This is a genomic window from Streptomyces sp. NPDC052016 (assembly GCF_044548445.1).
GTDB lineage: Bacteria > Actinomycetota > Actinomycetes > Streptomycetales > Streptomycetaceae > Streptomyces.
Genome location: NZ_JBIUBX010000018.1, coordinates 116,883 through 130,540 on the forward strand (window position 1 = coordinate 116,883; position 13,658 = coordinate 130,540).

Sequence of the window (13,658 nt, forward strand, 5' to 3'; positions counted from 1 at the left end):
GATGCCCGACACGGGTGTTTCACGTGAAACATGCGCATGTTTCACGTGAAACGAGGGCCGTCCCACTGGACCAGGTGGGGCGGCCCTCGGCTTTTTCCTAGGTCCGTACGGCAGGATGTGGCTCATGCCCAGTGCAGAATCGACACCAGCGCCCGTGCACGAGTCGGACCCGGTGCGGCCCACCCGGGACGACGAGGTCGCCGCGGCCGGCAGTGAGCTGATCGGTGGTCCCCTCGGGCGGCGAGCCCTCACCGGGACGTCGTGGCTGACACCCGTGCGGGTCATCGCGCTCGTGGCGATCGGGATGTTCGCTCTCGGACTCGTCCAGAAGGCGCCCTGCTACAACGGCGGCTGGTTCTTCGGGGCCAGCTCCCAGTACACGCATGCGTGCTACTCCGACATTCCGCACCTCTACCAGTGGCGCGGTTTCGCCGACGGTCTGGTGCCGTACTTCGACAAGCTCTCCGGCGACATGGAGTACCTCGAGTACCCGGTGCTCACCGGGGTGTTCATGGAGGTGGCCAGCTGGCTGACACCCGGCAGCGGCAGCATCCAGCGCCAGGAGCAGTGGTACTGGATGGTCAACGCCGGGATGCTGATGGCGTGCGCGGCCGTCATCGCCGTCTGTGTGACCCGTACGCACGCCCGGCGCCCCTGGGACGGTCTGCTGGTGGCCCTGGCGCCCGCCTTCGCGCTGACCGCCACCATCAACTGGGATCTGCTGGCGGTGGCGCTGACGGCTGCGGCGATGCTGATGTGGTCGCGGGGCCGGGCGCTCGCCTTCGGCGTGCTGCTGGGGCTCGCCACGGCGGCCAAGCTCTATCCGGTCTTCCTGCTCGGACCGCTGTTCGTGCTGTGCTGGCGGGCCGGCAAGTGGCGGGAGTTCGGTACAGCTCTGGGAGGGGCGATCGTCGCCTGGCTGGTGGTGAACCTGCCGGTGATGCTCTTCGCCTTCGAGGGCTGGTCGAAGTTCTACACGTTCAGCCAGGAGCGGGGCGTCGACTTCGGCTCCTTCTGGCTGATCCTGGCGCAGAACTCCAGCGACCCGCTCACCACCGACAGCGTCAACACCTTGGCCATGCTCTTGGTCGCGGTGTGCTGTGTGGGTATCGCGGGGCTCGCTCTCGCCGCTCCGCGCCGCCCCCGCTTCGCTCAGCTCGCGTTCCTGATGGTGGCGGCCTTCATCCTCACCAACAAGGTCTACTCACCGCAGTACGTCCTGTGGCTGGTGCCGCTGGCGGTGCTCGCCCGGCCGAAATGGCGGGACTTCCTCATCTGGCAGGCGTGCGAGGTGGCGTACTTCCTGGGCATCTGGATGTATCTCGCGTACACCACCAGCGGAGACGCCCACAAGGGCCTGCCGACCGACGGCTACCACTGGGCCATCGGCGTGCACCTGTTGGGGACGCTGTACCTGTGTGTCGTGGTCGTGCGGGACATTCTCATGCCGGAGCGGGACGTGGTCCGGCAGGCGGGAGACGATGATCCCTCCGGCGGCGTGCTCGACCGGGCGGAGGACGTCTTCGTCCTCGGCGCAGCCGCCCGTCCCCCGCGGCACGCGGCCCACTTCGACGGGCCGCCCGTGGAGTGGGGCAAGGAGGACCGGGCGGACAGTTCGCCCTGAGCGAACAGCGTGCTGCACTGTCCCGCGAAAGGCCGTACACGGACTCGCTGTGTACGGCCTTCGCGGTGTCTGCGGCTCTGTGGCGCGAGGGCTCAGCGGTCCACGAGCCGGTCGAACTGCGTGGTGGTGTGCCGCAGATGGGCCACCAGCTCGTCGCCGACCGTCGGTTCGGGGGCGTCCGCGGGCACGAACAGGATCGACACCTGCATGTGCGGCGGCTCGGCGAACCAGCGCTGCTTGCCGCCCCAGACGAACGGCGAGAGGTTCCGGTTCACCGTGGCGAGGCCGGCCCGGGCGACACCCTTGGCGCGTGGCATGACGCCGTGCAGGGCCTTCGGGGCCTCCAGGCCCACCCCGTGGGAGGTACCGCCCGCCACGACCACCAGGAAGCCGTCCGAGGCCGCCTTCTGCTGGCGGTAGCCGAAGCGGTCGCCCTTGGCGACCCGGGTGACGTCCAGGACGGCGCCGCGGTACTCGGTGGCCTCGTGGTCCCCCAGCCACAGCCGCGTGCCGATGCGGGCACGGAAGCGCGTCTGCGGGAACTGCTGCTGCAGCCGGATGAGTTCCTCGGCCTTGAGGTGGCTGACGAACATGGTGTGCAGCGGCAGCCGGGCCGCGCGCAGCCGGTCCATCCAGCCGATGACCTCCTCGACGGCGTCGGAGCCGTCGGTACGGTCCAGCGGCAGGTGGATGGCGAAGCCCTCGAGCCGGACGTTCTCTATGGCGGCGTGCAGCTGGGGCAGGTCCTGCTCGCTGATGCCGTGCCGCTTCATCGAGGACATCACCTCGATCACGACCCGGGCGCCGACGAGGCCGTACACGCCGTCGATCGACGACACCGAGCGCACGACCCGGTCGGGCAGCGGCACGGGCTCCTCGCCCCGCCGGTACGGGGTCAGCACCAGCAGGTCACCGCCGAAGAAGTCCTTGATGCGCGCGGCCTCGTAGGTCGTGCCGACGGCGAGGATGTCCGAGCCCAGCCGGGTGGCCTCCTCCGCCAGCCGCTCGTGCCCGAAGCCGTAGCCGTTGCCCTTGCAGACCGGGACGAGTCCCGGGAACTGCTCCTGTACGTGCTTGTGGTGCGCCCGCCAGCGCGCGGTGTCGACGTAGAGCGTGAGCGCCATGGCCGGACCTGGAACCTTTCTCGTGGCTGCGGTGTATCAGAGGTATGGGAGCTGTCGAAGCTGGTGACGCCATGGAGGCGGCGAGGGGTCGCTCAGCGGCGCGACATGTAGATGTCGAGAGCCTTGTGGAGCAGCTTGTTCAGGGGGAAGTCCCACTCGCCGAGGTACTCGGCGGCCTGCCCGCCCGTGCCGACCTTGAACTGGATCAGGCCGAACAGGTGGTCCGACTCGTCCAGGGAGTCGGAGATGCCGCGCAGGTCGTAGACGGTCGCGCCGAGCGCGTAGGCGTCGCGCAGCATCCGCCACTGCATCGCGTTGGACGGGCGGAACTCCCGGCCGATGTTGTCGGAGGCGCCGTAGGAGTACCAGACGTGCCCGCCGACGATCAGCATCGTGGCCGCCGACAGGTTCACGCCGTTGTGGCGGGCGAAGTACAGCCGCATGCGGTTGGGGTCCTCGGTGTTGAGGGCCGTCCACATGCGCTGGAAGTACGACAGCGGGCGGGGCCGGAAGTGGTCGCGCACGGCCGTGATCTCGTACAGCCGCTGCCACTCCTCCAGGTCGTGGTAACCGCCCTGGACGACCTCGACGCCGGCCTTCTCGGCCTTCTTGATGTTGCGCCGCCACAGCTGGTTGAAGTTCTTGTGGACCTCTTCAAGGGAACGGTTCGCCAGCGGCACCTGGTAGACGTAGCGGGGCTGGACGTCGCCGAAGCCGGCGCCGCCGTCCTCGCCCTGCTGCCAGCCCATACGGCGCAGTTTGTCGGCCACCTCGAAGGCGCGCGGCTCGATGAAGTCGGCCTCGATGTCGCGCAGTCGCTTCACGTCGGGGTTCTGGATGCCCGCCTTGATGGAGCCGGCCTCCCAGCGCCGGATGATCACCGGCGGGCCCATCTTCACGGAGAAGGCGCCCTGTTGCTTGAGGTGCGCGAGCATCGGTTCCAGCCACTCGGTCAGATTCGGCGCGTACCAGTTGATGACCGGGCCCTCGGGCAGATAGGCCAGATAGCGCTTGATCTTCGGCAGCTGTCGGTAGAGGACGAGACCGACGCCGACGAGCTCACCGGTCCTGCTGTCGAACCAGCCGAGGTTCTCCGAACGCCACTCGGCCTTGACGTCGGCCCAGGCCGGAACCTGCATGTGGCTCGCCGACGGCAGGCTCTGGATGTACGCCAGATGCTGCTCGCGACTGATCGTCCTCAGGGTCAGGCTCATTCGGGGCGCTCCTCGGGCTGGTGTGTCCCCATGGGTTCAGGGGCTCCGGCTCTCGCGCCGAAGCCTACTGCGCCTTGGGAGCGGCCTCACTGGACGTACGCCTGCTTCGCCCCGGGCTGTTGGCGGCCCGGGGCGGTCCGCAGGGCGCGCAGATGTCCTGCGCGCCCGCGATCGAGGAGGGCTTCCAGGACGCCTGACCGGCGTCGGTCAGGTCACCAGAGCCCGCCGAAGAGTCCGCCGTGCGCCATACCGAGGAAGAAGCCGACGCCGGAGGCACCGAGGCCCAGGATCAGGAAGAAGCGCTCGCGGGTGGTCTCGGAGATCCACTGTCCGTAGGCGCCGGTGAAGATCCCCACCAGACCCGTCCATGAGCTGAGCAGATGGAGGTTGTCGAACATCGCCGTGACGAAGGACACCACCCCGAGGACCAGGGTCACCGCCATCAGCGCGTCCTGGACGGGGTGGGGCTTGCCGTCGGAGGCGAAGAGGGATCCGGCGGTGTTGGGTCGCAATGCTTGTGCCATGAGGGCACCTCCTGCGGAAAACGGCGCATCGTAGCGCCATACACACCCGATGTGTACAGATTGGCTGCCCCCGCGGCCGGATTTCAACCGGAAGCCGGTGTGCAGGTAGTCTGTACCGTCTGCACCGGTGTCTGCCCAGGTACAGCCAGGGACTCCGCCCAGCTCAGAGCGGGGATGTCGCAAGCCGACCCCCGATTGTCAGTGGCGGCCGATACCGTTGCGTACGCATCACAACCCTCCTGCCACGGAACGACCGTGGCCGCTGAGTCCAAAGGAGGTGGGTTCCACATGCGTCACTACGAGGTGATGGTCATCCTCGACCCCGATCTCGAGGAGCGCGCTGTCTCCCCGCTGATCGAGAACTTCCTCTCCGTCGTCCGCGAGGGCAACGGAAAGGTGGAGAAGGTCGACACCTGGGGCCGTCGTCGTCTCGCGTACGAGATCAAGAAGAAGCCCGAGGGCATCTACTCGGTCATCGACCTGCAGGCCGAGCCTGCGGTCGTCAAGGAGCTCGACCGCCAGATGAACCTGAACGAGTCGGTCCTCCGGACCAAGGTCCTCCGTCCCGAGACCCACTGAGCTTCCCCGCTCAGCTGATCTCGGGAATCTGAGTAGCAGCACAAGCAGCCAGCAGCAGCAAACCCGCCGAGAGGTTCCCCCATGGCAGGCGAGACCGTCATCACGGTCATCGGCAATCTTGTCGACGACCCCGAGCTGCGCTTCACCCCTTCCGGTGCGGCGGTCGCGAAGTTCCGTGTCGCGTCCACTCCCCGCACCTTCGACCGCCAGACGAACGAGTGGAAGGACGGCGAGAGCCTCTTCCTCACCTGCTCGGTCTGGCGTCAGGCGGCGGAGAACGTCGCCGAGTCGCTCCAGCGAGGCATGCGCGTCATCGTGCAGGGCCGGCTGAAGCAGCGGTCCTACGAGGATCGCGAGGGTGTCAAGCGCACGGTCTTCGAGCTGGACGTCGAGGAAGTCGGCCCCAGCCTGCGCAACGCCACGGCCAAGGTCACCAAGACCAGTGGCCGCGGTGGTCAGGGCGGTTACAGCGGCGGTGGCGGCCAGGGTGGCGGCGGCTGGGGCGGTGGCCCCGGCGGCGGTCAGCAGAGCGGCGGCGCTCCCGCCGACGACCCGTGGGCGACCGGCGCTCCCGCCGGTGGCGGCCAGGGCGGCGGTGGTGGCTGGGGTGGAAACTCCGGCAGCGGTGGCGGCTACTCGGACGAGCCCCCCTTCTAGGCCCTCGGGCCCGGTCGTCCGGGCCTGATCAGGTCGAGGGTGGGCCGTATCCCAACTTCTTGATCACACAGGAGAAACACCATGGCGAAGCCGCCTGTGCGCAAGCCGAAGAAGAAGGTCTGCGCTTTCTGCAAGGACAAGGTCACGTACGTGGACTACAAGGACACGAACATGCTGCGGAAGTTCATTTCCGACCGCGGCAAGATTCGTGCCCGCCGCGTGACCGGCAACTGCACGCAGCACCAGCGTGACGTCGCCACGGCCGTCAAGAACAGCCGTGAGATGGCGCTGCTGCCCTACACCTCCACCGCGCGATAAGGGAAGGGTGACCGACACATGAAGATCATCCTGACCCACGAGGTCTCCGGCCTCGGTGCCGCGGGCGACGTCGTCGACGTCAAGGACGGTTACGCTCGCAACTACCTGATCCCGCGGAAGTTCGCGATCCGCTGGACCAAGGGTGGCGAGAAGGACGTCGAGCAGATCCGTCGCGCTCGCAAGATCCACGAGATCCAGACCATCGAGCAGGCCAACCAGGTGAAGGCTCAGCTCGAGGGCGTCAAGGTCCGTCTGGCCGTCCGCTCCGGCGACGCCGGTCGCCTCTTCGGTTCCGTCACCCCGGCCGATGTCGCCTCGGCGATCAAGGCTGCCGGTGGCCCCGAGGTCGACAAGCGCCGCATCGAGCTGGGCTCGCCGATCAAGACCCTGGGCGCCCACGAGACGTCGGTGCGTCTGCACCCCGAGGTTGCCGCCAAGGTCAACATCGAGGTCGTCGCCGCCTGAGCGCTGCGACCGGCTTGACCAGCTTCGGCTGAACAGCTGAGAGAAGGGGCCGCACCCACTGGGTGCGGCCCCTTCTCCATTGCCCTGCGTGTCGAGGTCGGGGAAGGGCGGCGAGGTCGGGGAAGGGCGGCGCCCCTGTTTCACGTGAAACGCCGGTTTCACGTGAAACGGTCAGCGGGTCGCGCCGGTGACCACCCATCGGCCCGAGCGGGTGCGCAGCCAGAGCGTCACCATCCGGACCGCCATCATCAGCGTCATCGCACCCCACACAGCAGTCAGGCCTCCGCCCAGGAGGGGTACCAACAGGGCCACCGGTGTGAAGACGGCGAGGGTGAGCACCATGGCCCAGGCCAGGTAGGGACCGTCTCCGGCTCCCATCAGGACGCCGTCCAGGACGAAGACCACACCGCAGATCGGCTGGGAGAGTGCCACGAGGAGCAGTGCGGGCAGCGCGGTGTCCTTCACCAGGGTGTCACTGGTGAATAGAGGCAGGAAGAGCGGCCGGGACGCGATGACCAGGAGCCCCAGGACAACACCGACCGCGATACCCCACTCGACCATGCGACGGCATGCTTCGCGGGCGCCCTTCGCGTCGTCGGCACCGAGATAGCGCCCGATGATGGCCTGCCCGGCGATGGCGATGGCGTCCAGGGCGAAGGCGAGCAGGCTCCACAGGGACAGAATGATCTGATGGGCTGCGATGTCGGCATCACCGAGACGGGCGGCGACGGCGGTGGCGATCATCAGGACGGCTCGAAGGGACAACGTGCGCACCAGCAGCGGCACTCCGGCCTGAGCGGAAGCCCGTATGCCGGCGGCATCGGGCCGCAGCGAGGCGCCGTGGCGGCGGGCACCGCGGATCACCACGGCGAGGTAGGCCGCGGCCATGCCGCACTGGGCGATGACGGTGCCCCAGGCGGAGCCCGCGATACCGAGGCCCGCGCCGTAGACGAGGCCGACGTTCAAGGCGGCGTTGGCGATGAAGCCTGCGACGGCGACATAGAGCGGTGTCCTGGTGTCCTGGAGGCCGCGCAGGACGCCGGTCGCGGCGAGGACGACGAGCATGGCCGGAATGCCGAGCGCCGAGATGCGCAGGTAGGTGATCGCGTACGGGGCTGCCGTGTCCGAGGCGCCGAAGAGCTCGACGAGTGCGGGAGCGGTGGGCAGCACGACGGCGATCACGGCGGCTCCGAGCAGCAGCGCCAGCCAGATGCCGTCCATGCCCTGGCGGATGGCTGCCGGGAGGTCGCCCGCGCCCACGCGGCGCGCTACCGCCGCCGTGGTGGCGTAGGCCAGGAAGATGAAGACACTGACGGCTGTCGTCAGGAGGGCGGAGGCGACTCCGAGGCCGGCGAGCTGTGCGGTGCCGAGGTGGCCCACGATGGCGCTGTCGGCCATGACGAAGAGGGGCTCTGCGACGAGCGCGCCGAATGCCGGCACGGCCAGTGCGACGATCGCCCGATCGTGCTGTCGCCGGGTGGCCTGGGGCGTCGCGGGGGCCTGTGTCATGACCACCAATCTAATCGTCCACAGGTAAGAGATGCAAACCCATTGTGCCCCTTACCGACCGTATCGTCGCGTGGTCTCTCGCGCGCCGTTCGAAGCGAACTTGGCCCGACTGGGGAAGTTTTTCTTCTGCACAGCCCGTGGACGGTAGACATGCAGGTCAAAGGAGTCGCAGAGGGAATTTCGAGGGCTTGTTCACAGCCCTGTCCACCGGGTCGTGCACAGGTTTTGCGGAGTTCTCCACAGCATCCGGGCCGTCGTCCACATGGCCTGTGGATAACCAGATTGGCTGACGGTGCCCGCGGGCCTACGGTTGTCCGGCGCCTGCTCCCTCCGACAGCTGTGAAAACCTCACAAAACCGACGTGGGAGAACCGGAGTTGGGCCTCTCAGTTGTCAGTGCCGTGCCTTAGAAATGAGAAGCGCGGCGAGGTCCGCTCCGCGGACGGGAGGAGGTGGCTCGGTGAGCATTTCCGAGCCCTTGGACGATCCGTGGGCCGACAGCGGTCCCAGCGATCGTCTGCCCCCCGCCCGGCGGCGCAGCGACGGCGGCCGCGGCCGGGACGAGCAGCACGACCGCGGCCGGGACAGCGGTGAGTGGGACGGCGGCGGCACGGCATTCGAGCGGGTACCTCCGCAGGACCTCGATGCCGAGCAGTCCGTCCTCGGCGGCATGCTCCTGTCCAAGGACGCCATCGCCGACGTGGTCGAGATCCTCAAGGGTCACGACTTCTACAAGCCCGCGCACGAGACGATCTTCCAGGCGATCCTCGACGTCTACGCGAAGGGTGAACCGGCCGACCCCATCACGATCGCCGCCGAACTCACCAAGCGCGGTGAGATCAACAAGGTCGGCGGCGCAGCCTATCTGCACACGCTCGTCCAAACGGTGCCGACGGCTGCCAACGCCGAGTACTACGCGGAAATCGTGCACGAGCGTGCGGTGTTGCGCCGCCTCGTCGAGGCTGGCACCCGCATCACACAGATGGGATACGCGGGCGACGACGACGTCGACGAGATCGTCAACCGCGCCCAGGCGGAAATCTACGCGGTCACCGAGCAGCGCACCAGCGAGGACTACCTCCCGCTCGGCGACATCATGGAGGGCGCCCTCGACGAGATCGAGGCGATCGGCTCGCGCAGCGGCGAGATGACCGGTGTGCCCACGGGATTCACGGACCTCGACTCACTCACCAATGGCCTGCACCCGGGTCAGATGATCGTCATCGCGGCCCGTCCCGCCATGGGTAAGTCCACGCTCGCACTGGACTTCGCGCGGGCGGCTTCGATCAAGCACAACCTCCCGAGCGTCATCTTCTCCCTCGAAATGGGCCGCAACGAGATCGCGATGCGCCTGCTGTCCGCCGAGGCCCGTGTCGCCCTGCACCACATGCGTTCGGGCACCATGACGGACGATGACTGGACCCGCCTGGCACGCCGGATGCCCGAGGTGTCGTCGGCACCGCTCTACATCGACGACTCGCCCAACCTGTCGATGATGGAGATCCGGGCGAAGTGCCGTCGGCTCAAACAGCGCAACGACATCAAGCTCGTCATCATCGACTATCTGCAGCTGATGCAGTCGGGCGGCTCCAAGCGCGCCGAGAGCCGTCAGCAGGAGGTCTCGGACATGTCCCGGAACCTCAAGCTCCTGGCCAAGGAGCTGGAGGTCCCGGTGATCGCGCTCTCGCAGCTGAACCGTGGGCCCGAGCAGCGCACGGACAAGAAGCCGATGGTGTCCGACCTGCGTGAGTCCGGCTCCATCGAGCAGGACGCGGACATGGTGATCCTGCTGCACCGCGAGGACGCGTACGAGAAGGAGTCACCCCGCGCGGGCGAGGCGGACATCATCGTGGGCAAGCACCGTAACGGCCCGACGGCCACGATCACCGTGGCCTTCCAGGGCCACTACTCGCGCTTCGTGGACATGGCACAGACCTGATCGCGCCCTGTGTAGGGCCTCATTTCCCGTGTCGGAATCTCACGGTCGATGTCGGATGGATGTCGGATACGACATCACCGTGAGACTTGGCTAGAGCCCGGACCGTGTTTCGCTCGAACGTGTGAGTGCCTCCGGCTTTTCTGGAGGGAGCCCGGCTGTCTGCTCCAGGCTGTCATCCAGTGCTTGATCGCATCGAGCCTGCTGCAGGGGCGGGGGTGGCTGGTGTCAGTTGAGTCTGCCGTGGTGAGCTTCCGTACGCCGGACCAGGTGGTCGAAGACGAACCGTGGGAGAGCACCGGTAGTGCCACGTTGGCGGCGGTGACTCCGTGGAGAACCTTCCGTTGGTACAAGGGCCAGAAGCACTACTCGGGTACGTACTGGTCCTCCACCATGCGCGACCATGTGATCTACGAGTCGCGTCTTGAACTGGCCCGGCTGCTGCTCGATGACTTCGCCCCGTCTGTTCGCCGCATCCAGGCACAGCCGTTCCTACTCAAAGCTGACGTCGAGGGGAAGATTCGCAGGCATATCCCTGACTACTTGCTGATCACCGGAGACGGTCCGGTCGTTGTGGACGTCAAGCCGATGCATCGGGTGACCAAGCCAGAGGTGGCATTCACCTTCGCCTGGACCCGGCGGGTGGTGGAAAGGCGGGGATGGCAGTACGTCGTCTGGAGTGAGCCGCCTCCGGCAGAACTGGAGAACGTACGGTTCCTTGCCGGGTATCGACGTGACTGGCTCTTCAATAGAGCCTTGCTTGATGAGGTCCGGGCCATGGGCTTGGACGGGCGGGCACTTGGTGAGCTGGGTGAACGGCTTCCGGAGCGGGAACGGGAGGAGCTCCGTTCCGCGGCCCTGCATCTTCTCTGGGTCGGAGAGGTCGTCACTGACCTGAGCACACCGATCAGCAGCCGCCATGTCCTGAAGGTCCCGCAGTGAGCTGGGCCGGAACCCGCGTGGGCGTCGGCACCCGGTTCCGCTATGACGGTGAGACCGTTGAGGTGATCGAGTTGGCGATCACCTCGAACGGCAACGAGGCGGTACTCAAGGACGGCCGGGGCAAGTTGATTCGGCTGGGTGTGAAGGAACTGCTGCTGTCTGACCGAGCCCGCGTGATCCCGGAGGGTTCGGGGCCGTCCAGTGACGATGACGAAGACATCGCCGGTGTCGTGCTGAGTCAGCAGTCGGAGTCCGAGCAAGACGGAGTACGAGAGCGGGCAGCCCACATCCGTGAGGTCCTTACGGGCTACCGGTCGGGAACGCCCGAGCTGGCGGCGGGTGGGGAGCCGAGGCCGGATTACCTGCCTGATGTCTCGCTTGGTGATCGTTACGCGAGTAAGGCGGCTGAAATCGGCGTCACCGTTCGCACCATCGAGCGGTGGGTGCGGGACTACCGCCGCGGCGGCGAGGCGGGTCTGGCGGCCGCCGGACGGCCAGCACGGGGGCGGGCCGCCAAGGTGGACGACCGGTGGGTGGAGACGGCCAGGGAGGTAATGGTCGAACACACACGAGAGTCGAAGCCGTCCCGCACGATGGTGATCGAACGGACCCGGGCCCGTGTGATCGCGCGGTTCGGTCCGGACGCCGTGCCGCAGCCCAGTCGGGCCACGGCCTTCCGGCTCCTCGAGGAACTGGAGGACCAACATCCGCTGTTCCGGCTGAGTACGAAGCGAAACCGGGACATCGCCGACCGGCCGGACGGGCCCTACGGCAAGCTGCGGCCAACCAGGCCGGGCGAGTACTTGCTGATGGACTCCACCAGGCTGGACGTGTTCGCCTTCGACCCGTTCACGCTGCGATGGGTGCAGGCCGAGCTGAGTGTCGGCATGGACTGGTACACCCGCTGCATCACCGGGATCCGCCTCACCCCGGTGTCGACGAAGGCGGTGGACGTTGCTGCGGTGCTCTACCAGTCGTTCCGCCCACCGCCAGCGGGGCGAGACTGGCCGCGCTACGCGGTCTGGCCTGAGCACGGCATCCCGCGGACCGTCCTGGTCGACACGGCTGTCGCCGAAGGAGCCGGCGCTTCGGGCCCTGTCCTGGTTCCGGAGACTGTGGTCATCGATCACGGCAAGCCCTACGACTCCGAGCATCTGACCAGCGTCTGCCGGAGAATGGGTATCTCCATCCAGCCCGCGAGGCTGCGGACAGGCCGGGACAAAGGACCCGTGGAAAGGTTCTTTCGCACCCTGCGCGAGGGGCTGCTGCAAGTGCTGCCCGGCTACAAGGGGCCAGACATCCATTCCCGGGGCGAACACCCGGAGGACGACGCGTTCTTCTTCCTGCACGAGCTGGAGGCGATCATCCGGGAGTGGGTCGCGGTGGTTTACCACCACCGGCCTCACGCAAGTCTGGTCGACCCTGGGTTGCCCGGGCTGCGGATGTCCCCGGCGAAGATGTTCGAGCATGGCATGGCCCGGGCCGGCTACATCGAAGCACCTCGGGACCCGAACCTCGCCTACGAGTTCCTGAAGACTGAATGGCGCACGATCCAGCACTACGGCGTCGAGATCGATCGCCGCCGCTACAACGGGCCCGGTCTCAAGGGCCTCAGTAATGTCCGGAGTCCGTACGACGGACCGGTCAAGAACGGCTCACCATTCCAGGTCGACCCCGACGACATCACCCGGATCTACTTCCGGGCTCCGGACCGCCGCTGGCATGCCCTGGTCTGGGAGCACGCACCTGCGGCTGGAATGCCGCTGAGCGAGGACGCTCTGATCTTCGCCCGAAAGCTGGCCGCCGCGAGATACCGCTACCCCGACGACCGGCTCGCCGTCGCCGACCTGCTGGAACGCTGGAACCTCGGACTGGGCACGACGCTGGCCGAGCGGCGCATCGCCCTGCGGCTCTCGCGTGAACAGGCCGCCATCGAACTGCCCGACACCGATGAACAGGTCATCTCGCTGCCTTCCGTCCGCAAGGCCCTGGGCGAGGAGATGGCCTCTCCCCGCGGAGAGCCGGAGGCGGCCGAGGCGGCCGAAACGGGCGATGACGACGAAGCCGACCTGGAAGACCTGGCTGACGAGGACGACTTCTACGCCGACGCCCTGGAGGATGCGTGACCGGCACCACCAGCCTGCCGAGCACGGGCAACCTGGCACTATCCCGGAAGGAGGACTTCAAAGCGTTCGCCGATGCCCCACGCCGAAGCCAACCAGAGCTGCTGACACGCGCCGAGCTGAAGAAGCTCAGTCCCGAGGCGAGAACTGAATACAACCGTCGGCGACGCGAATGGCATGCCAACCTCGGACCGATCAAGACTCCGCAACTTGCCGCATTGCACGAAGATTTGTGGGACATCGTCGACAGCAACCTGCAGGACGGCGACAAAGCCAAGGGCGCCGTGGCCGTCGATGCCTTTCCGGGTTTGGGTAAAACCACCTTGGTCCTCGCGTTCGCCCGGGAATTCCACCGCAGAGAGATTGCCGAGCAATGCGAGTTCACCGCGCAGGGCAATGAGCGATGGCCGGTCTGCCGGGTCGGGCTCACCGGCAACACCGGCATGAAGGACCTGAATCGAGCCCTGCTGGAGTTCTTCGGGCACCCTGGCCGCCACCGCGGCACCACAGCCCAGCTTGGCCAGCAGGCTCTGGACTGCGTGTTGTCCTGTGAAGTCCGTCTGCTGGTGCTGGATGACCTGCACTTTCTGAAATGGCGCAAGACCAGCGGCATCGAGGTCAGCAACCATCTCAAGTGAATCGCC

Annotated in this window: 14 protein-coding genes; 10 read left to right on the top strand and 4 right to left on the bottom strand. The window is 67.1% G+C overall.

The features are described from left to right. Nucleotides 1–124: 124 nt before the first annotated feature. On the top strand, nt 125–1,624 hold the full coding sequence (locus ACIHAR_RS23070) for a glycosyltransferase family 87 protein (RefSeq protein WP_400021436.1): 1,500 nt from the start codon (nt 125–127) through the stop codon (nt 1,622–1,624). A gap of 92 nt (nt 1,625–1,716) precedes the next feature. On the opposite strand, the gene ACIHAR_RS23075 is transcribed toward ACIHAR_RS23070, so the two are convergent. Both ACIHAR_RS23075 and femX read right to left on the bottom strand, forming a co-directional pair. Then, on the bottom strand, nt 1,717–2,748 hold the full coding sequence (locus ACIHAR_RS23075) for an alanine racemase (RefSeq protein ID WP_365469866.1): 1,032 nt from the start codon (nt 2,746–2,748) through the stop codon (nt 1,717–1,719). A 92-nt stretch (nt 2,749–2,840) separates the two neighbouring features. Then, nucleotides 2,841–3,962, bottom strand: a complete 1,122-nt coding sequence (gene femX, locus ACIHAR_RS23080; RefSeq protein WP_365469869.1) for a peptidoglycan bridge formation glycyltransferase FemX — start codon at nt 3,960–3,962, stop codon at nt 2,841–2,843. 74 nt (nt 3,963–4,036) lie between these two features. Here femX and ACIHAR_RS23085 point away from each other — a divergent pair, with 74 nt between their 5' ends. Beyond that, nucleotides 4,037–4,159: a hypothetical protein gene (locus ACIHAR_RS23085; protein WP_365469872.1), complete on the top strand. Its 123-nt coding sequence runs from the start codon at nt 4,037–4,039 to the stop codon at nt 4,157–4,159. A gap of 15 nt (nt 4,160–4,174) precedes the next feature. On the opposite strand, the gene ACIHAR_RS23090 is transcribed toward ACIHAR_RS23085, so the two are convergent. Then, the gene (locus tag ACIHAR_RS23090) at nt 4,175–4,486 is read right to left on the bottom strand and encodes a hypothetical protein (RefSeq protein WP_365469875.1); all 312 of its coding nucleotides are present in this window, start codon (nt 4,484–4,486) and stop codon (nt 4,175–4,177) included. Between the two features lie 288 nt (nt 4,487–4,774). On the opposite strand from ACIHAR_RS23090, the gene rpsF reads away from it, so the two are divergent. The 4 genes from rpsF to rplI all read left to right on the top strand — a co-directional run bounded on the left by rpsF (nt 4,775) and on the right by rplI (nt 6,505). After that, nucleotides 4,775–5,065 (top strand): 30S ribosomal protein S6, encoded by a 291-nt coding sequence (rpsF, locus tag ACIHAR_RS23095; RefSeq protein WP_004950685.1) that lies wholly within the window; start codon nt 4,775–4,777, stop codon nt 5,063–5,065. A gap of 81 nt (nt 5,066–5,146) precedes the next feature. Then, nucleotides 5,147–5,722, top strand: coding sequence for a single-stranded DNA-binding protein (locus tag ACIHAR_RS23100; protein WP_400021440.1), 576 nt, complete (start codon nt 5,147–5,149; stop codon nt 5,720–5,722). A gap of 81 nt (nt 5,723–5,803) precedes the next feature. Beyond that, nucleotides 5,804–6,040: a 30S ribosomal protein S18 gene (rpsR, locus tag ACIHAR_RS23105; RefSeq protein WP_003949403.1), complete on the top strand. Its 237-nt coding sequence runs from the start codon at nt 5,804–5,806 to the stop codon at nt 6,038–6,040. Between the two features lie 18 nt (nt 6,041–6,058). Further along, complete coding sequence (rplI, locus tag ACIHAR_RS23110) at nt 6,059–6,505, top strand: 50S ribosomal protein L9 (RefSeq protein WP_384652765.1); 447 nt, start codon at nt 6,059–6,061, stop codon at nt 6,503–6,505. Nucleotides 6,506–6,676: 171 nt separating this feature from the next. Here the strand turns inward: rplI and ACIHAR_RS23115 are convergent, their stop codons facing one another. Further along, nucleotides 6,677–8,014 carry an MATE family efflux transporter gene (locus ACIHAR_RS23115; protein ID WP_400021442.1) on the bottom strand — a complete coding sequence of 446 codons (1,338 nt, stop codon included), beginning with the start codon at nt 8,012–8,014 and terminating at the stop codon, nt 6,677–6,679. A gap of 459 nt (nt 8,015–8,473) precedes the next feature. On the opposite strand from ACIHAR_RS23115, the gene dnaB reads away from it, so the two are divergent. The 4 genes from dnaB (at nt 8,474) to ACIHAR_RS23135 (ending at nt 13,652) form a co-directional block, all read left to right on the top strand. Further along, nucleotides 8,474–9,952, top strand: coding sequence for a replicative DNA helicase (gene dnaB / locus ACIHAR_RS23120; RefSeq protein WP_365471476.1), 1,479 nt, complete (start codon nt 8,474–8,476; stop codon nt 9,950–9,952). Nucleotides 9,953–10,135: 183 nt separating this feature from the next. Further along, nucleotides 10,136–10,891, top strand: a complete 756-nt coding sequence (locus ACIHAR_RS23125) for a TnsA-like heteromeric transposase endonuclease subunit (protein WP_400021445.1) — start codon at nt 10,136–10,138, stop codon at nt 10,889–10,891. Then, nucleotides 10,888–13,017 carry a helix-turn-helix domain-containing protein gene (locus tag ACIHAR_RS23130; RefSeq protein ID WP_400021447.1) on the top strand — a complete coding sequence of 710 codons (2,130 nt, stop codon included), beginning with the start codon at nt 10,888–10,890 and terminating at the stop codon, nt 13,015–13,017. Before ACIHAR_RS23125 ends, ACIHAR_RS23130 begins: the two co-directional genes overlap by 4 nt. Next, nucleotides 13,014–13,652 carry an ATP-binding protein gene (locus tag ACIHAR_RS23135; RefSeq protein ID WP_400021450.1) on the top strand — a complete coding sequence of 213 codons (639 nt, stop codon included), beginning with the start codon at nt 13,014–13,016 and terminating at the stop codon, nt 13,650–13,652. The genes ACIHAR_RS23130 and ACIHAR_RS23135 overlap by 4 nt, the downstream gene beginning before the upstream one ends. The last annotated feature ends 6 nt before the right edge of the window (nt 13,653–13,658 follow it).